This window comes from Massilia sp. Soil_C_3, from assembly GCF_057657035.1.
Genome location: NZ_JBDGJG010000004.1, coordinates 113986 through 130617, shown reverse-complemented (window position 1 = coordinate 130617; position 16632 = coordinate 113986). Strand labels below are relative to the sequence as shown.

The following is a 16632-nucleotide window of genomic DNA, read 5'->3' as shown; positions in this document are numbered from 1 at the left end:
CGGCCATGCCGCGTCACCCGTTTTTATTGGGTACTTCAGGATCGTGTGGATCAGTCGACGGTCGCGCCGCTGTCCTTCACGATCTTCGACCATTTCGCGCTCTCAGCCTGCACGAACTTGGCGAAGTTCTCCGGCGTATCGCCCACGTACTCGGTGCCGGTGTCGGCCAGCACGCGCTGGAAGTCAGGCTGCTTCATGACTTTCTGCGATTCGGCGTTGATCTTGTCGACGATGGCTTTCGGGGTCTTGGCCGGCACAAACAGGCCGTACCAGGCATAGGACTCGATGTTCAGGCCCGCTTCGGCGAAGGTCGGCACGTCCGGCAGCAACGGCGAGCGCTTGTTGCCCGAGATGGCGATCGGCTTCACCTTGCCGCTCTTGATGTGCGGCATGATCGCGATGGTCGAGTCGAACATGATCGGGATGTGGCCGCCCAGCAGGTCGGAAATCGCCGGCGCCGAGCCCTTGTACGGAACGTGCACCATGTCGAGCTTGGTCACGCCGCGGAACAGTTCACCGGTCAGGTGCTGCGGGGTGCCGTTGCCGGCCGACGCGTACGAGAACTGGCCTTTCTTCGACTGGATGTGGGCCAGCAGTTCCTTGACGTTCTTGGCCGGCACCGATGGGTGGGCGACCAGCACCAGCGGCGCGCGCAGCAGGTTGGTGACCGGGATCAGGTCCTTGGCCGGGTCGAAGGCCATCTTCTTGTACAGGCTCGGGTTGATCACGATCGGTGCGCTCGAGGTGATCAGGAGGGTCTGGCCGTCCGGCTTGGCGCGGGTCACGGCCGCGCTGCCGATATTGCCGCCGCCGCCGCCGCGGTTATCGATGACGAACGACTGTTTCAGGTCGGTGGTCAGGCCTTTCGCCAGCGGGCGCGCCGCGATGTCGGACGGGCCGCCAGCCGGCCATGGCACGACCACGGTCACGGTGCCGGTTGGCCAGTTCTGGGCGAAGGCGCTGGTGGAGAGGACGGTTGCTGCCAGAGCGAAGACGAGGGATTTTCCTTTGGACGGGAAGACTCGCATGGTTTTGTCACCTATATAGTTGAATTATTACGCGATTTTTCGATAACCTGCTGAAACGATTTTACACGAATGCCCATGCGGATTGCGTACGTAGTAGTACGTGCGTCATCCGGGTCCTGGTAAAGTGCGATGCGTATTGACGCGCCAGCGCCGGAAATGACATATACACGCGTGTTCTGGCCGGCGCCGCCTTGCCATCGTCCCGACCCGCACGCTCATGACCATCGGGGCAACGCATCCACGAAGTCGAGCAGCGCGCGGTTGACGGCATCCGGCCGTTCCTGTTGCAGCCAATGGCCGGCGCCGGGAACGACGATCGTATCGCGCAGATCGGGCGCCAACCGCGGCATGGCGCCGATGATGGCATCCATTCCCGGTATCTGCAGGCCGGCATCGCGCTCACCGACGGCAAACAAGGCCGGTACCGTCACTTGCATGCCGTGCAAGCTGCGCTGCAGTTCCCAGTTGCGGTCCAGGTTGCGGTAGTAATTCAGGCCACCGCGAAAGCCGCTGCGTTCGAACGCGGCGGTATAGACATCCAGGTCGGCCTCGGTCAACCAGCCGGGAAGCGTGTCCGGGTCGGGCAGGGCGCCCAGCAGTCCCTGCGAATGCGTCACCATGCCAAACGGATTCGGCGTGCCGTCGCCCGGCCGGCGTGGTCCTGCCTCGCCCGATGCCGAGAAATATATCTGGCGCAGGCTCGTGCGTATATCGCGCTCGAGCTCCTGTTCTGCCACGCCAGGTTGCTGGAAATACAGGGTATAGAACAGTGCGTGATCATGGTTGGGGAACAGCCGCGTCGGCGGGATCGGTGCGCTTTCCATCAATGGCACCCCAAGCGCGGCCACCGCATGGAAGCGGTCCGGTCGCATCAGTGCCGCTTGCCAGGCCACAGTGGCGCCCCAGTCGCCGCCCACGATGGCCGCCTGCCGCACGCCCAGTTCGTCAAGCAAGCCGACCAGGTCGCCGACGGCATGGAATACGGTGTAGTCGTCGATCGCATCTGGCCGCAGCGAATCCCCGTAACCGCGCAGGTCGGGCGCGATCGCCCGGAAACCCGCCGCCGACAAGGCGGCGATCTGGTGGCGCCACGCATGGGAGGTTTCAGGAAAGCCGTGGCACAGTAATACCAGCGGCCCTCGGCCGGCGTCGAGGAAAGATATGGTCGAACCGCGTGCATCGATCGTTCTGCGTTGCATGGATACCTCCATCGGGAACATGCGAAACATCATAAGTTACGCAACTTCGGCGGTCAAGTGGCGTAACATATACGGTTACAGATTATTGGTCGATGAAAGGCGGTTGATGAGACGCGATGGAAGGCTGTCACGCATGCTGCACGTGCTGGTGCACATGGACAAGCGTGGAGGAAAGGCGACGTCCGAGACCATCGCGCTGATGCTGGGGACGAATCCGGTTGTGGTGAGGCGAACCATGGCTACGCTCAAGGCAGCCGGCATCGTCAGCTCCGAAGGCGGTCACGGCGGTGGATGGACGCTGGTGCGCGAACTCGGCACGATCACCGTGCGTGACGTCTACCTGGCGCTTGGCGCGCCTGCCGCGCTGGCGCTCGAGGCTGCCACTGACCATCCTTCATGCCCGGTCGAACAGTCGGCCGTCGCCGCGCTCGACGCCGTCTTCGGCGCCACCGAGGCATTCATGTTGCGGCGGATGGGCGAGATCTCGCTGGCCGCGATCGGCCAGGACGTCGAGCGGCGCGTTGGGCCGCGGCAGACCGGCTGATTTCAGGGCGCCGCGTCGCCGGCCTTCTCGGCGATCGGCCGCACATGGCGCAGCAGCGCGTCAAGCATCTTGCCCGGCTCTTCGTTGAACATTTCGTGGCCCGAGTGCTCGAACCACACCAGTTTCTTGTGCGGCGCCTTCACCGTCTCGAACCACTCGGCGGTCACGCTGGACGAGACGTTGTAGTCGTACCGTCCGTTGAATACGATGATCGGGCAATCGAAGCGTTTATGAACGCTGAAGTCGGTCGAGATGACTTCGGCCAGCAAGTGTTCCTGCGAGAAGTCGTTGGCCTTCCAGATCGTGCGCAGGTCGGCGTCGGTATACTCGGGCGCCAGGCGCGCCGCCGCGCTTTCGTGGGCGAAGTCCTTGCGGCCGTGCATCGCGCCGCCATAGTAGCCCAGCCACTTGCGCTGCAGGTACAGGTCCTTGAGCACGATCGGGCGGCCCGGCGCCGCATAGGCGCCCAGCGATTCGAGTTCCTGCACCGCCTTGGCGTTGTTGTCGCGCCGCGCGGCGTCGAGCGCGAAGCGCAGGCCGCGCCGTTCGCTCTCCGGCCCGTTGGTGGCCTGGCCCATGCCGATGTAGGCGTGCAGCCACTCCGGATGCTTACTGGCCAGCTCGATGCCGAGCGAGCTGCCCCAGGAGTGGCCGAGCACGAAGATGCGTTCCTTGCCGAACTCGCGCCGCAGCCATTGCACCATTTCCTCGGTGTCGGCGACCATGCGCGCGCGCGTCATGGTCGGCGCCACGACAGCCGGATCGTTGGCGGCGTAGGTCTTGCCGGCGCCGCGCTGGTCCCATTGCACCACGGTGAAGAAGTCTTCCCAGCCGCGCTGGAAATACCAGCTGGTCGGCATCGACACATAGCCCGGGCCGCCGTGGATCATCAGCAGCACCGGATTGCGGCGGTCGACGCCTCGCACCGAGATCCACTGGTCGATGCCGCCGATGCGCACCGCTTCAAGCCGCTCGATGGCGCCCGGCATGACCAGGCGCCGCATATCGGCGACGATCTTGACCGCTTCGGCGCGGCTTTCGGGTTTCTGGGCGAAGGCCGGGGACAGCGCGGCGGCGCTCAGGAAGAGGGTGAGCAAGGCGATGGCAAGCGTGAGATTCTTTGGCATTCGGAATCCTTGATAGAAGGTTATCCGACATTATCTATCAACTCACTATGGTCCCTCCTGCTCAGGGCCTTGCAGGAGACAGCGGTTCCCAGATGACGGTCGGCATCCAGCCGGTGGCGGCCAGGGTGGCCTGCATGACGGTGGCCGCGTTTTCCTTGGCGGTATTGAGCACGGCAGGCTGGCTGCAGGCCGCCTGCACCGCCTTCTGCGCGGTGCCCAGCGCATTGTTCATCGCGGTGGTGCGGGTCTGGGCAGAAGGGATGAAGGCTTGCAAGCCCTGCTCGGTGACCGCATAGAAGTAGGAGCCGCCCCGGTTGCGCGCATCGTGGTTGATGCGCGCCTGCAGCGGCGTCGGCGGAGGCAGCACGATGGTGAGGGTGCGCGCGCGCTCGTCGATGTCTTCGTAGCGCGCCTGGCGCAGGTCGGTCGCCACCGTGCAGTCGCCGCGCGCAACCAGCAGCACGCGGGTGCTTCCCAGCCGCACTTCCCATTGCGACCAGGGAATGTCGACCGCGTTCGGCTGCGTGAATTCGATGACGTCCGCGTAGTTCATCTTGAGCGAGACCAGGTGGCCCATCTTTTCCAGGGAGACCAGCGGCGGCGGAAGCGCGTCCTGCTCGGGCGGCTTCTTGATGAAGACAAAGATGATGGCGGCGGCCGTGATGGCGACGAGCAGGATCGGCAGGCGTTGCGGAGATTTCATGGACGACAGGCTGGATGCGTTGAACCCGGCCAGTCTACTGGATGATGGCGATGGCTGCCGCATGCCTGGGGGCGGCCCGCCGCCTCATGCATAATGAGCGCTAAAGGAGACGCCATGACCGATCACACTGACGCAGCAATCCTCGCATCCTGGTCGCGCAATGCGAACCCCTGGACCAGCGCAGTGCGTAGCGGAGAAATCGAGAGCCGCACGCTGGTGACCAATGCCGCCATCGTCGAGGCGGTGCGCGCGCGCGCGCCGCGCACCGGCGTCGATCTCGGCTGCGGAGAAGGCTGGCTGGTACGTGCGCTGCCTGAGGTAGAAATGGTCGGCGTGGACGCGATCGCTGGCCTCGTCGAGCAAGCGCGTGCCGCCGGCGGTGGCGACTTCCGCGTGCTGTCGTATGAACAGATCGCGGCCGGCGAGCTGGCGCTGGCGGTCGACGTCGCCGTCGCCAACTTCTCGCTGATCGGACATGAAGCGGTCGACGGCCTGTTCGCCGCCGCGCCGACTTATCTGCGGGCCGGTGGAACGCTGATCGTGCAGACCGTGCATCCGCTGATGGCCTGCGGCGACGCGCCCTATGCCGATGGCTGGCGCGCGGGCAGCTGGGCCGGTTTCAGCATTGACTTCCAGGATGCGCCGCCCTGGTACTTCCGCACGATCTCGAGCTGGATCGCGCTGTTCGAGCGGCACGGCCTGCGCGTGGTCGAGATGCGCGAGCCGCTGCATCCACGTACCGGCAAGCCGGTGTCGCTGATCCTGGTGGGCAAGCTGGCCGCACAGGCTCCGGTCAGCGCAGCAGCTTGAGCCCTGGCGGCAGCGCATCGCCCAGCAAGCGCGTCTCGACGGCCTGGTCCAGCTCCACCACCTCGCGCACCATCGCGGTCCACATCGGCGGCGCACCGCTGGCGGCCAGGCGCCGCAGCACATCCGCGCGCACTTCCTCGTTGATGTCGCGCGAACGGTCGCCCGTCATGCGCGCGATGTGGGCGGCGGCGAAGCCGGCCGGCTCCACCTTGCGCCAGTCGAGCTGCAGCAGTTTGACCAGCCAGCTTTCGGCCACCTCGGGCGGCGCCACTTCGTGGGCGCTGGACTGGAACGACTGGCGCGCGCCGACGCGGCCCAGGGCCCACAGGTAGCGACCATAGCGCGCGCTGGCGCGGGCGTCGAGCTTGCCGGCGGACGGGATGTCGTCGATCTGGCCCAGCAGCCATTCCCCGATCTCGGCTTTATAGGCCGACGGGATGCGTTCGAGCGAGGCGCCGACGCGCAGCATGTCTTCTTCGCTGCCGTCGACCAGGGTGACCGGCCGGCGTCCGCGTTCGGATTCGTCGGCTTGCAGGTTGAAGGCGAAATCGTCCAGCACGCGCAGCTGGGATTCGGTCGACAGGCCGCCCGCCACCCGGCGCCACAGCGTCCACCATTCGGCGCGCACCTGGCTGTCCCTGTGGTGCTGGACGCCGCCCTCGAACATCGCCCACAACTGCTCCATGCGCCATTCGTCGAGCGGGTGGCCGAAGCCGGGACGCAGGCAGTAGCCGGCGAGATTGAGCCAGGCGCGCTCGTGCTCGACCGAGCGCCGCCGGCCTTTCGCGCGCGCCAGCAGGGCGTCGAACAGGCGCCGCAGCAGGGGCGTGGTCCAGCGTTCGCGCGCGCCGAGCAGGTGTTCCAGGCCGGCGCGCAGCTGTTTCACTTCCTTCGGGTCGACCTGTTTCGAGCGGGTGCCGAAGACGCGCTCGATCTTGTCGACGGCGGCGTCCAGCTCCAGAGGCAGCACCTCTTCTTGCGTGTCGCCGTCGCCGTCGTCATTGCCGCGCAGCTGGAATGCGAGTTGCCAGCGCTGGCCGCCATCCTCGGCCACGCAATGCACGTCGAGCGTGCCGACTTCGCTCAGCGTCGTCACCAGCCGCACCGGGATCTCGGTCGGCGCGCCGCGCGCGGCGCGCAGCACGGTGGCGATCGCCGGCAGGCGCACCACCTTTGACGGATCCAGGTCGACCAGGTCGCCGGGCTGCGGCGGGGCGCCGCTGTCGGCGATGGTCGACACCAGGTGGAAGCGTACCGGGCGTCCGACGCGCAGCGCGAAGCTGCGGTCCGCCAATGCCACCTCGAGCGCGGCGGGTGTGCCGCGCGGGAGCAGGCAGACGGCGCGCAGCTTGTCGCCTTGCGCCTCGCCATCGAGCAGCAGGTAGTAGCTGCGCGCGGCGCCGCTTTCGATGGCCGGGGCCAGGCCCTGGCGCGCCAGCGTATAGGCCACGGCGCCGCGGGCGACGGCGATGTCGGGGTTTTCGTTGTGCAGCACGCGCACAGGAGCACCGCGCCATGCCGTCAGTGTATCGACAAGCCGCTGCGCCAGCGCCGCGCCCCTGAACACGCCGCCGTTGAGCAGCACCGTGTCTGGCACCGGCAGCGTGCCATCGTCGGGCAGGCCAAGCGCCTCGCGCGCGGCGGCCGCGTGCTGGCGCAGGAAGAGCGCCAGGTGGCGCGTGATGGCCGGGTCGCTCGCATATGGCAGGCCGAATTCGACGATGCCGGCGCGCGCGCGTCTCGCGTCTTCCTGCGCTGCATTGAGCGGCAAGAAGCCATCGAGCACGATGCGCTCGATGTCCTCGCGCCGCAAGTCGGCCTTGCGGCTGGCGCCGATCAAACGGCTGCCGGCGCCGAGCAGGGTGACGGTGACGCGGTCCGGCGCATCCTCGGCCAGCAGCTGCTCTTTCGCAGCGCGGCAGCGTTCGGTGAGCTGGGCCAGGCGCGCGCTCGACAGGCGGGTGCGTGTGGCGTCCTCTCCTGCCTGTTCGGCCATGCGTAACTCGACCAGGTGGGCCAGCGCCAGGTCCATATTGTCGCCGCCCAGGATCAGGTGGTTGCCCACGCCGATGCGGGTGAGCGATGGTTCGCCATCCTTGGCTTCGACCTTGACCAGGCTGAAGTCGGTGGTGCCACCGCCGACGTCGGCTACCAGTACCAAGCGCGCATCAGCCAAATCTTCGCTCAGGTTCGCACGATGCCGGTACAGCCAGTCGTACAGCGCGGCCTGCGGTTCTTCCAGCAGGCGCACGTTCGGCAGGCCGGCCAGCTTCGATGCTTCCAGCGTCAGCGCACGCGCGCCTTCGTCGAACGAGGCGGGCACCGTGAGCACGATCTGCTGGCGTTCGAGCGGCTGTTTGGGAAAGCGCGTGTTCCACGCGGCGCGCAGGTGGGCCAGGTAGCTGGCGCTGGCCGCCACCGGCGACACCTTGGCCACGTCAGCATCAAAGCCCCAGGGCAGGATGGGCGCCATGCGATCGACGCCGGGATGCGACAGCCAGCTCTTGGCGCTGGTCACCAGGCGCCCCGGCGTGGCCGCGCCGAGCGCGCGCGCCAGGCGGCCGAGCGCGACGCATTCGACGCCGGCCACATCGAGGGCATTCCAGGGGAGTTGCAGTTCACCGGGCGCGAGTTCGTCCGCGCCCGGGTGGTAGCGCATCGACGGCAGCAGCGGCGCGCCGGCGACTTCGCCGGGCGCCACCAGCTGGTCGATCGACAACAGCTCGATCGCGCCTTTGCCGTCGCGGGCAAAAGCCAGCACCGTGTTGGTGGTGCCGAGGTCGATGCCTACCAGGTACGTCACTGTGCGTCGGAGACAGTACGAACGTCGAACTCGACCTTCCAGCGCTGGCCGTCACGGGCGACAGCCGCCAGTTCCAGCGTGCCCGCGTCAGTGGCCAGCGCATGCAGTTTCACCTGCACGACTTCACCAGCGACACGGCCTTCGGCCGGCAGCGTGGCCTGGATCTCGTTCAGTTCCTGCAGTTCTTCAGGACCCCAGAACTCAAGCACGTCGCCGATGCGATCCTGGCGGCGGGTGGTCGAACCGAAGAAGCGGAAGGTCACCGGCTCGCCGATCACCAGGCCGAATTCCTGCCCCGGCAATTCGAGCTCGCTGCCTTCTTCCATGCCGAATGGCGCCACGCAGAGCGCTTCCAGCGGCGGCTCCATGCCGGGAATGGCCGGCATCGACGATTCGACGCCGACATAGTAGGAACGCGCCGTGCCGCCGCGGATGCGCACGCCGCCGCCACGCCGCGCGTAGCTGAAATAGGCCGCGCCGCGCGCCACCGCCAGGTCCAGGTCGGCGCCTTCGAGCATGCGCGCGGCTGAAGCGCCTTCCATGTACAGCCAGTCGTTGATGGTGTCCATCACGCGCTGGGCCAGGATGCCGGACTTGAACACGCCGCCGTTGAACAGCACCGCGCTCGGATGCAGGAAGCTGTGCTCCGCGGTCACGCGGCCCTGGAAACCTTCGAGTTCGGCGGTGGCGCCGGCCTGGCGCGCCAGGAAGGCGGCCAGGTGGCGCGTGATCGCGGCGTCCTGCGCATACGGCAGGCCGAGCTGGGTCAGGCCGGCGCGGGCGCGCACGGCCGGACGTGCCGACGCATCCACGCGGGGGAAGAATCCGTCGGTGATGAAGGAGGTGACTTCCTCGCGCGTGAGTTCGGTGCGGATCGAGCCGCCGATCAGCTTCGAGCCGCGGCTCGGCACCACGATCGGGTGGGTGGTGGCGTTCGGATTGGCCAGCAGTTCTTCCTTGGCGCTGCGGCAGCCATAGGTGAGGGCGCGCATCTGCCAGGCGTCGAGCTGGGTGCCATTGGTGGCCAGCTTGCGCGCCACGAAGTGGGCCAGGGCCAGGTCCATATTGTCGCCGCCCAGCAGGATGTGGTCGCCCACGGCCACGCGGTGCGGTTCGAGCTTGCCGTCGCGTTCGAGGATCGCGATGAGCGAGAAGTCGCTGGTGCCGCCGCCGACGTCGACCACCAGGATGATGTCGCCCGGTTGCACTTGCTTGCGCCAGCGGCCGCCGCTGCCCTGGATCCAGCTGTACAGGGCCGCTTGCGGCTCTTCCAGCAGGGTAGGGGCGAAGCCGGCCTGGCGCGCCGCTTCCGCGGTCAGTTCGCGCGCGGCCGGATCGAACGAGGCGGGGATGGTGACCGTGACCGATTGCTGGTCGAACGGCGCTTCCGGGTGCGCCGCGTTCCAGGCCTGGCGCAGGTGTTCGAGGTAGCGGGTCGAGGCGGCCAGCGGCGACACCTTGGTGACTTCTTCAGGCGCATCCTGCGGCAGGATCGCGGCGCGGCGGTCCACGCCGGGATGGCACAGCCAGCTCTTGGCCGACGACACCAGGCGGATCGGCGTGGTTGCGCCGCGGCTCCTCGCCATCTCGCCGGCCACCGCGGTTTCTTCGCCCTGGCTCCAGGGCAGGGCGCGTTCGCCGGCCGGCATCTCGTCCGGGTGCGGCAGGTAGAGGAAGGACGGCAGCAGCGGCAGCGCCTCGATCGTGCCGGGCGCGGTCAGCTGCGGGATCGGCAGCACGGCGTCGACGGCCTTCTCGCCGTCGCTGGCCTGCAGGTCGACATACGAGAGGGCGCTGTGGGTGGTGCCCAGGTCGATGCCGATGGCATAGCGTGCGTTTTCCGGCTGGCTCACAGTTCCACCTCCGCCGGGGCCAGTACGCGCGCGTCATGGCTCTCGGCCAGCTGCGGCAGCGTGACTTTCGATGCGCGCCAGCCGCGATGGCTCAAGGTGCCGTTGAACGGCGCCTTGCCGACCACGTTGCCGGTCAGGCGCACGCTGGCGGCGTCGAAGCCTTCGTTGAGGGTGATGCGGCTGCCTTCGGCCTCAAGGCGCACCGGTTCGATGGCGAAATGCTCGCGCAGCACGCGCGCGCAGCCTTCGTGCACGACGCGGGCGGCGGCGCCGATGTCGGCGTCCGAATAGGCGCTGAGGTTTTCGTGGGCGAAGTCGATCAGGCGGGCTTCGCGCTGGAATAGGCTCAGCAGTTGCAGTGCCGAATCCGGGCTTGGCGCGCGCAGCGGCGTCGGGGCCGGAGCTGGCGCTGGAGTAGGGGCTGGAGTCGGGACGGGCGCCGGGGCAGGTGCGGCGGTCGGGCCGACGCCGTCATCGCGCACGCGCGCGGCGAACTCGGCGTCGCCGAGCGACTTGAACAGGGCGCCGAAGGCGATCGACAGGCGGCTGAAGAAGCCAGGCAGATTGGAAGGTGTGCTCATTTTTTTCTTGGTAATCAGGTGCGGGATGGCTGCCTGTCATGTCAGACAATGGGAGAGCCACCCCCGGAAAAAGGCGAATCATACCAGTTGGCGCCTGTTTTTCGCGCCGACAACTGGCTGGAAAGTTTATTCGATGAGTCGTGCGCCGCCCAGCAAGGCAGCCGAATAATCGGTGAAATCGTCGAGGCCGCGTTTGACGATGGTCACCAGCGCCGGCAGCGGCGACGCCTGATAATCCCATTCGGCGCGGCAGAACTCGCCGGTGCGCTTGAGATCCTCGGCCAGGGTGGGTGCGATCCAGCCATGTTCGGCCAGCAGGGTGATGACTTCGCGCTCGTCCTGCGGCAGGCCGAGGCGGGCGTTACCGATCACATAATCTCCCATCTCGATCGCGGCTTCCCAGACGCGGATCACGTTCAGGGTGGCGGCATCCTGGCGCGTAATGTCTTCAGGGAAAGTATTCGGGTCTTTTTCATACTCGTCGCGGGCACGCCGGCAGCAGCGTTCGATGATGCCGGCCTTGCTGACCAGAATGTCGTCATCCATGGCGTCTCCGTTGTCGGTGGTCGGTTTGCCCACAAGGGCGAAACCACCCAGATGGTGCCAGTACGTCAATAAACAAGGCGCGGCTCTAATGCCGCCAGCTTAAGCGGCTGAGCCAGCGGTAAGGCCGTCGTCCCCGCGCAGGCGGGTACCCAAGTGCTGCAAATGTCGTCGAAACGCCTGCAAGATTGGGTTCCCACCTGCGTGGGAACGACGTTTTTACGCTAACTCAAGAAGGCTGTTGCCTTTGAGTTTTGCCTTTGCTAAGCCATCAAGGCGCGCCTCCTGCCTTGTCCTGATCATGCGACCAAGGTCCAATTGTCTGAACTGTGCGAGCGGTCGAGCATCTGACAGGTATTCCAGGGAGGCGTCATGAAGCTCGAGGGGAATGTTGCTGTCGTTACCGGCGCCGCCAGCGGCATCGGCAAGGAAATCGCGCTCACCTATGCGCGCGAAGGTGCGCGCATCGTCATCGCGAATGAGGCACAGGTCGAGGCCGGCTAGGCTGGAAAGGAACCGCCCCGTGAACGCCCCCGACAAGCTCGATAGCAACCTCGAAGAACGCCTGTCGAGGAAGCTGCTGGACGTGTTCATCCGGGCCGGCATCGTGTTCGGGCTGGCGCTGCTGAGCTACCGCATCTTCGCTCCCTTCCTGTCGCTCATCGTGTGGTCGGTGGTCCTGGCGGTGACCTTGTATCCGGCGCACCAGAAGCTGGCGCAGCGTATGGCGGGCAAGCAGGGGCTGGCGGCCACCCTGCTGGTGATCGCCGGCATCGTGTTGATCGGGGTGCCGACGGCGATCCTGATGACCTCGCTCGGCGAATCGCTGCAGGACGCCGTCGCCAGCCTCCGCGCCGGCACCCTGAAGGTTCCCGCGCCGTCGCCCGACGTGGCCGAATGGCCGCTGGTCGGCAAGCGCATCCACGAAGTGTGGTCGGAGGCGTATGCGGACTTGCCGGCGCTGCTGCGCAGCAGGCAGGCGCAAGTGGCGGACCTGACCAGGAGGGCGCTGCAGGTGGTGGCCAGCATCGCCGGCGCAATGCTGGTGTTCCTGTTCTCGTTCATCATCGCCGGCATCATCATGGCCTGGGGCCGGGCGGGCGCCAACGCCATCAGGTCCATCTTCGTGCGCATGGTGGGCATCGAGCGCGGTGAAGAGTTCTCCCTGCTGTGCACGGCGACCATCCGGGCAGTGGCGCTGGGCGTGCTGGGCGTGGCCTTCATCCAGGCCATCGTGATCGGCCTGGTGCTCATTCTGGCCGGCGTGCCGTTTGCGGGCCTGCTGTCCCTGCTCATCCTGGTGCTGGGCATCGTGCAGGTGCCGGCCATCCTCGCTACCTTGCCGGTGATTATCTATATCTGGACCAGCGGGGACTACGGCAGCACACAGGCGATCATGTATTCCGTGCTGCTCCTGCTCGCCGGCTCGCTCGACAATGTGCTCAAGCCGCTCCTGCTGGGGCGCGGCGTGGATGCGCCGATGCCCGTGATCCTGCTCGGCGCCCTGGGCGGCCTGGCCAGCGCCGGCCTCTTGGGCATGTTCGTCGGCGCGGTCTTCCTGGCCCTGAGCTACCAGGCCTTCATGTGGTGGGTGGCGAACAGCCCCGATGCCGTGGCGCCTGCGCCAGCGCCTGTGCCGGTGACAGCGGCGGCGCCGCCGGAGTAGCCGTGTGCGACGCGCTCGGGAAGCGGTCGGGCAGGGGCGCGCTGGCGCTGGCAGGCGCGGCGCTGCTGGGCGCCTGCGGGACGGTCGGGCCCGACTTCGAACGTCCTGAGATGCCGGCCGCGCTGGCCGGCTGGGACGGCGGTTCGCTGGCCTCGCTGAAATCCGGCGCCGGCGCGCCGGGACGCGGATCGATCCAGCAATGGTGGCGCGGCTTCGACGATGCCGTGCTCGACGCGCTGATCGCCGAGGCGCAGCGCGTGAACCCCACGGTGCGCGCCGCCGGCCTGCGCATCATGGAAGCACGCGCCGAGCTCGGGATCGCCGGCAGCACGCTCTATCCTCAGGGGCAACAGCTCAGCGGCGAGCTGCTGCGCGTGGGACAGCGGCGGGCAGGCGGGCCGGACAGCAGCCTGAGCAACTTCGACACCCATCTCGACATCAGCTGGGAACTCGACTTCTGGGGCAAGTTCAAACGCGGTATCGAGGCGGCCGACGCCGGCTACCTGGCCAGCATCACCCGCTACGACGATGTGCAGGTCTTGATGGCGGCCCAGGTGGCCAGCCTGTATTGCACGATCCGCACCACCGAGGCGCGTCTGGCGATCGCGCGCGACAACGCGGCCTTGCAATTGCGCAGCCTGGAGATCACCGAGCTGCTGTTCCGTGGCGGTAACGAGGCCGAGCTGGATGTACAGCAGGCCCGGACCTTGTACCTGGGCACTCTCGCCACCATCCCTCCGCTCGAGATCGGCCTGCGCCAGGCGCAGAATGCCTTGAGTATCCTGCTGGCGCGCGCGCCCGGCCCGCTGCCCGAGATGAGCGCGGGGGAGGCGGGCCTGCACACGATGACCAGGCTGCCTGCCGACCTGATTACCGAACTGCCCGCCGATCTGCTGCGGCGCCGGCCCGATGTGCGGGCGGTGGAGATGCAGCTTGCCGCCCAGTCTGCCCTGATTGGCGTGAGCGCGGCCGAGCTCTATCCCTCGATCTCGCTATTGGGATCGGTGGGCCTGTCGGCCACCTCGCTGGATGGGGCGCCGCGGGTGCTGAACTGGGCGCTCGGCTCCGGCCTGCTGTGGAATGTGTTCGACCATGGCCGGCTGAGCAATGGCGTGCTGGTGCAGGATGCCCGCTTCCAGCAGCTCTATGAGCAGTACCAGGGGGCGGTGCTGAATGCGGCGCGCGAGGTCGACGATGCGGCCGCCGGCTTTGCCCGGACTGGCGCGCAGATCGTGCTGCTGGCAGATGGCGTCAAGGCCGCCCGGCGTTCGCTGGATATTGCCAGCTTCCAGTATCGCGAGGGCTTGACCGATTTCCAACGCGTGCTCGATTCCCAGCGCTCCCTGTTTAGCCAACAAGAGCTCCTAGCCACGAGCCAGGGCAGCCTGGCGCAGAACCTGATCGCCCTCTATAAAGCCATGGGCGGCGGCTGGGAGCAGGGCAGGAGCCGCCCGCCCGTGGATGAGGCGACCCGCGCCGTCATGGAGCGGCGCAGCGACTGGAAGGACATCCTGCGCGCGCCGTTGCCGGCGCCCGGTGCCGAGGCCGAAGTTAAAGCTGAAAAAGCACCTGATGGGGGACGCAGGCCATGAGTCCGGATCCAGTCAAGCTCGAACAGTCGGCACCGCCCGGCGAGGCTGCGCCGACGCCCGTCCCGGCGGCATCCAGCGTGCCGGCGCCGGCGCGGCCGGGCAAGAAAAGCCGGCTGGGCTTGATCGTCGTGCTGGCGCTGATCGTGGCCAGCCTGGGCTGGTATCTGGTGGCGGATCGCCTGACGCCCTACACCTCGCAGGCCCGGGTGCAGGCCTTCGTGGTGCCGGTGGCGTCCGAGGTGACGGGCATGGTGCACGAGGTCTACGTCAAGAACAACGACGAAGTGGAGGAGGGACAACTCCTGTTCCATATCGACCCCAGCACCTACCGCATCGCCCTGCGGCGCAGCCTGGCGGACTATGAATCGGTGCGGCGCTCGGTCAATGCCTCGGCGCTGGCGGTCGAGGCAGCCCAGGCGGCGCTGCAGGCCGCCAGGGCCATGCATGTGTTCGCCCGTCAGGATGCGGGCCGGATGGAGCAGATCTTTGCCGAAGACCCCGGCGCGCTGTCGATCCGCCGGGTGCAGAATGCGCGCGCTTCGCTGGCCACGGCGCGCAGCCAGGAAATCGCCGCCCAGGCGGAGCTGCGCCGCGCCGAGGAGGCGGCCGGCGAGCAGGGAGAGCGCAATGCGCAACTGCTCAGCGCCCGCGCGGCGGTCGAAAAGGCCGAGCTCGATCTGGAACGTACGGCCGTGACCGCACCCGCACGCGGCCGGGTGACCGACTTGCGCACCGATGTCGGCCAGGTCGTGCAGGCCGGTTCGGCGGCGATGACCCTGATCGCCGTCCACGACCTCTGGATCAGCGCCGACATGACCGAGAATAACCTCGGCAATATCGCGCCGGGCGACGAGGTCGCCATCGTGCTCGATGTCGTGCCGGGCAAGGTCCTGAAAGGGCGGGTGCGCAGCGTGGGCAGCGGGGTCAATTCGGGCCGGCAGGCCCAGGCCGGCACCTTGCCCGAGATCGACAACAGCCGCGATTGGTTGCGCCAGGCGCAACGCTTCCCGGTCGCCGTGGAATTCGATCCTTCCGAGCGCGCCCAACTGCGCGCGGCCAGGATCGGCGGGCAGGCCGACGTGCTGGTGTATACGGATGACTACGGCCTGATGAACTGGCTGGGCGCCGTCTTCATCCGCCTGATGAGCTACCTTTCTTATCTTTATTGATGATGGAGCGCGCTGACAAGGCGGTGTTGCGGCTGGCGATCGGCCTGGCGCTGGCCGTGCTGCTCGCCTATGGCCTGGCGCTGCCGTCGCCGTTCGTGCTGTGTGTCATGACCGTGCTGTTGCTGAGCAAGCCGGGGCCGCCGATGCCCCTGCTGAAGGGTCTGGTGGTGGCCCTGCTGGTCGCCGTGGTGCTGGCGGCCGGCGTGCTGATGGTGCCGCTGCTGGAGCATTACGCCAGCGTCGCGCTGGTGCTGACGGCGCTGCTGCTGTACGCGGTGTTCTTCGTCGGCCTGCAAAGCGGCAGCCCGCTGGCGAATATCGTGGCAATTGCCTTCACCCTGGTTCCGGTGGCCGGGGTGGTCGACCAGGCCCTGGTGCCGGCGATCAGCACCGCCATCGCGCTGGGGCTTTTTGTCGGCGTGCTGGTCGGCAGCCTGTCGCATGCCTTGTTCCCGGATGGGGAGGAGTCCGGCGCCAGGCCGGCGCCCCCCGCCGTTGCCGCGCACGCGGCCAGATGGCGCGCCGCGCAGGCCACGCTGGTGGTGATGCCGGTGCTGGTGCTGGCCCTGATCCACCCGGCTTTCTATCTGTCCGCCATCATCAAGTCGGTGCTGCTGGGCCAGCAGGCCGGCTCCACCGGTGCCCGCGTGGCGGGGCGGGTACTGGTGGGGTCGACCCTGGCCGGCGCGGGCATGGCGACCCTGGCCTGGTTCGGCCTGGCCTTGCTGCCGACCCTGTGGATGCTGGTGCTGTGGATGGCCGCCGCCGCGTTCTGGAGCGGGGCCCGGCTGTTCGGCCTCAAAGCCTCGTCGCTGCCACCGTCGTTCTGGAGCAATGCCCTGGTGACCATGCTGATCCTGCTGGGGCCGGCCATCGAGGATAGCGTGGTGGGGAAGGACGTCGGTCATGCTTCGCTCGTGCGGGTGACCCTGTTCGTCGTGCTCACGCTGTATGCCTGGGCCGTCGTGTGGGTGCTGGAAGGGTGGCGCGCATCGAGGTCAATGGCGTGAGTAG

At 67.4% G+C, this 16632-nt stretch carries 14 protein-coding genes and 1 pseudogene; 7 read left to right on the top strand and 8 right to left on the bottom strand.

The window, feature by feature from the left end; genetic code table 11:
• Nucleotides 1–50: 50 nt before the first annotated feature.
• Nucleotides 51–1028 (bottom strand): Bug family tripartite tricarboxylate transporter substrate binding protein, encoded by a 978-nt coding sequence (locus AC3A6F_RS08805; protein ID WP_123070935.1) that lies wholly within the window; start codon nt 1026–1028, stop codon nt 51–53.
• A gap of 215 nt (nt 1029–1243) precedes the next feature.
• Entirely contained in the window at nt 1244–2227 is a 984-nt protein-coding gene (locus AC3A6F_RS08800) for an alpha/beta fold hydrolase (protein WP_487679859.1), read from the bottom strand.
• Nucleotides 2228–2333: 106 nt separating this feature from the next.
• On the opposite strand from AC3A6F_RS08800, the gene AC3A6F_RS08795 reads away from it, so the two are divergent.
• Nucleotides 2334–2771 carry an Rrf2 family transcriptional regulator gene (locus AC3A6F_RS08795; protein ID WP_487679857.1) on the top strand — a complete coding sequence of 146 codons (438 nt, stop codon included), beginning with the start codon at nt 2334–2336 and terminating at the stop codon, nt 2769–2771.
• 2 nt (nt 2772–2773) lie between these two features.
• On the opposite strand, the gene AC3A6F_RS08790 is transcribed toward AC3A6F_RS08795, so the two are convergent.
• Together AC3A6F_RS08790 and AC3A6F_RS08785 are read right to left on the bottom strand one after the other, a co-directional pair.
• A complete protein-coding gene (locus tag AC3A6F_RS08790; protein ID WP_487679855.1) occupies nt 2774–3898 on the bottom strand; it encodes an alpha/beta fold hydrolase in 1125 nt (374 codons plus the stop codon).
• Between the two features lie 61 nt (nt 3899–3959).
• Entirely contained in the window at nt 3960–4601 is a 642-nt protein-coding gene (locus tag AC3A6F_RS08785) for a DUF4230 domain-containing protein (RefSeq protein ID WP_487679853.1), read from the bottom strand.
• 114 nt (nt 4602–4715) lie between these two features.
• Here AC3A6F_RS08785 and AC3A6F_RS08780 point away from each other — a divergent pair, with 114 nt between their 5' ends.
• The gene (locus AC3A6F_RS08780) at nt 4716–5411 is read left to right on the top strand and encodes a methyltransferase domain-containing protein (RefSeq protein ID WP_487679851.1); all 696 of its coding nucleotides are present in this window, start codon (nt 4716–4718) and stop codon (nt 5409–5411) included.
• Here AC3A6F_RS08780 and AC3A6F_RS08775 read toward each other — a convergent pair.
• The 4 genes from AC3A6F_RS08775 to hepT form a co-directional block, all read right to left on the bottom strand.
• Nucleotides 5395–8214 (bottom strand): Hsp70 family protein, encoded by a 2820-nt coding sequence (locus AC3A6F_RS08775; protein WP_487679849.1) that lies wholly within the window; start codon nt 8212–8214, stop codon nt 5395–5397. The two genes, AC3A6F_RS08780 and AC3A6F_RS08775, sit on opposite strands and share 17 nt — an antisense overlap.
• On the bottom strand, nt 8211–10067 hold the full coding sequence (locus AC3A6F_RS08770; RefSeq protein WP_487679847.1) for an Hsp70 family protein: 1857 nt from the start codon (nt 10065–10067) through the stop codon (nt 8211–8213). Before AC3A6F_RS08770 ends, AC3A6F_RS08775 begins: the two co-directional genes overlap by 4 nt.
• Nucleotides 10064–10648, bottom strand: a complete 585-nt coding sequence (locus AC3A6F_RS08765) for a DUF2760 domain-containing protein (protein WP_487679846.1) — start codon at nt 10646–10648, stop codon at nt 10064–10066. The genes AC3A6F_RS08770 and AC3A6F_RS08765 overlap by 4 nt, the downstream gene beginning before the upstream one ends.
• A gap of 126 nt (nt 10649–10774) precedes the next feature.
• Nucleotides 10775–11194, bottom strand: coding sequence for a type VII toxin-antitoxin system HepT family RNase toxin (hepT, locus tag AC3A6F_RS08760; protein WP_487679844.1), 420 nt, complete (start codon nt 11192–11194; stop codon nt 10775–10777).
• Between the two features lie 369 nt (nt 11195–11563).
• Between hepT and AC3A6F_RS08755 the strand changes: the two are divergent.
• From AC3A6F_RS08755 to AC3A6F_RS08735, 5 genes and pseudogenes are all read left to right on the top strand, one after another.
• Nucleotides 11564–11671 (top strand): annotated as a pseudogene (locus AC3A6F_RS08755) (SDR family NAD(P)-dependent oxidoreductase); the annotation flags it as partial.
• Nucleotides 11672–11714: 43 nt separating this feature from the next.
• The gene (locus AC3A6F_RS08750; protein ID WP_487679842.1) at nt 11715–12857 is read left to right on the top strand and encodes an AI-2E family transporter; all 1143 of its coding nucleotides are present in this window, start codon (nt 11715–11717) and stop codon (nt 12855–12857) included.
• A gap of 2 nt (nt 12858–12859) precedes the next feature.
• Nucleotides 12860–14449 (top strand): efflux transporter outer membrane subunit, encoded by a 1590-nt coding sequence (locus AC3A6F_RS08745; RefSeq protein ID WP_487679840.1) that lies wholly within the window; start codon nt 12860–12862, stop codon nt 14447–14449.
• Nucleotides 14446–15618, top strand: a complete 1173-nt coding sequence (locus AC3A6F_RS08740) for an HlyD family secretion protein (protein ID WP_487679838.1) — start codon at nt 14446–14448, stop codon at nt 15616–15618. The genes AC3A6F_RS08745 and AC3A6F_RS08740 overlap by 4 nt, the downstream gene beginning before the upstream one ends.
• On the top strand, nt 15618–16628 hold the full coding sequence (locus AC3A6F_RS08735) for a DUF2955 domain-containing protein (RefSeq protein WP_487679836.1): 1011 nt from the start codon (nt 15618–15620) through the stop codon (nt 16626–16628). The genes AC3A6F_RS08740 and AC3A6F_RS08735 overlap by 1 nt, the downstream gene beginning before the upstream one ends.
• The last annotated feature ends 4 nt before the right edge of the window (nt 16629–16632 follow it).

Bases quoted from the DNA above. Each gene is read 5' to 3' on its own strand.
- AC3A6F_RS08790 (WP_487679855.1), bottom strand. From the start codon at position 3,898: ATGCCAAAGAATCTCACGCTTGCCATCGCCTTGCTCACCCTCTTCCTG.
- AC3A6F_RS08805 (WP_123070935.1), bottom strand. From the start codon at position 1,028: ATGCGAGTCTTCCCGTCCAAAGGAAAATCCCTCGTCTTCGCTCTGGCA.
- AC3A6F_RS08800 (WP_487679859.1), bottom strand. From the start codon at position 2,227: ATGCAACGCAGAACGATCGATGCACGCGGTTCGACCATATCTTTCCTC.
- AC3A6F_RS08795 (WP_487679857.1), top strand. From the start codon at position 2,334: ATGAGACGCGATGGAAGGCTGTCACGCATGCTGCACGTGCTGGTGCAC.
- AC3A6F_RS08765 (WP_487679846.1), bottom strand. From the start codon at position 10,648: ATGAGCACACCTTCCAATCTGCCTGGCTTCTTCAGCCGCCTGTCGATC.
- AC3A6F_RS08735 (WP_487679836.1), top strand. From the start codon at position 15,618: ATGATGGAGCGCGCTGACAAGGCGGTGTTGCGGCTGGCGATCGGCCTG.
- AC3A6F_RS08780 (WP_487679851.1), top strand. From the start codon at position 4,716: ATGACCGATCACACTGACGCAGCAATCCTCGCATCCTGGTCGCGCAAT.
- AC3A6F_RS08785 (WP_487679853.1), bottom strand. From the start codon at position 4,601: ATGAAATCTCCGCAACGCCTGCCGATCCTGCTCGTCGCCATCACGGCC.
- AC3A6F_RS08740 (WP_487679838.1), top strand. From the start codon at position 14,446: ATGAGTCCGGATCCAGTCAAGCTCGAACAGTCGGCACCGCCCGGCGAG.
- hepT (WP_487679844.1), bottom strand. From the start codon at position 11,194: ATGGATGACGACATTCTGGTCAGCAAGGCCGGCATCATCGAACGCTGC.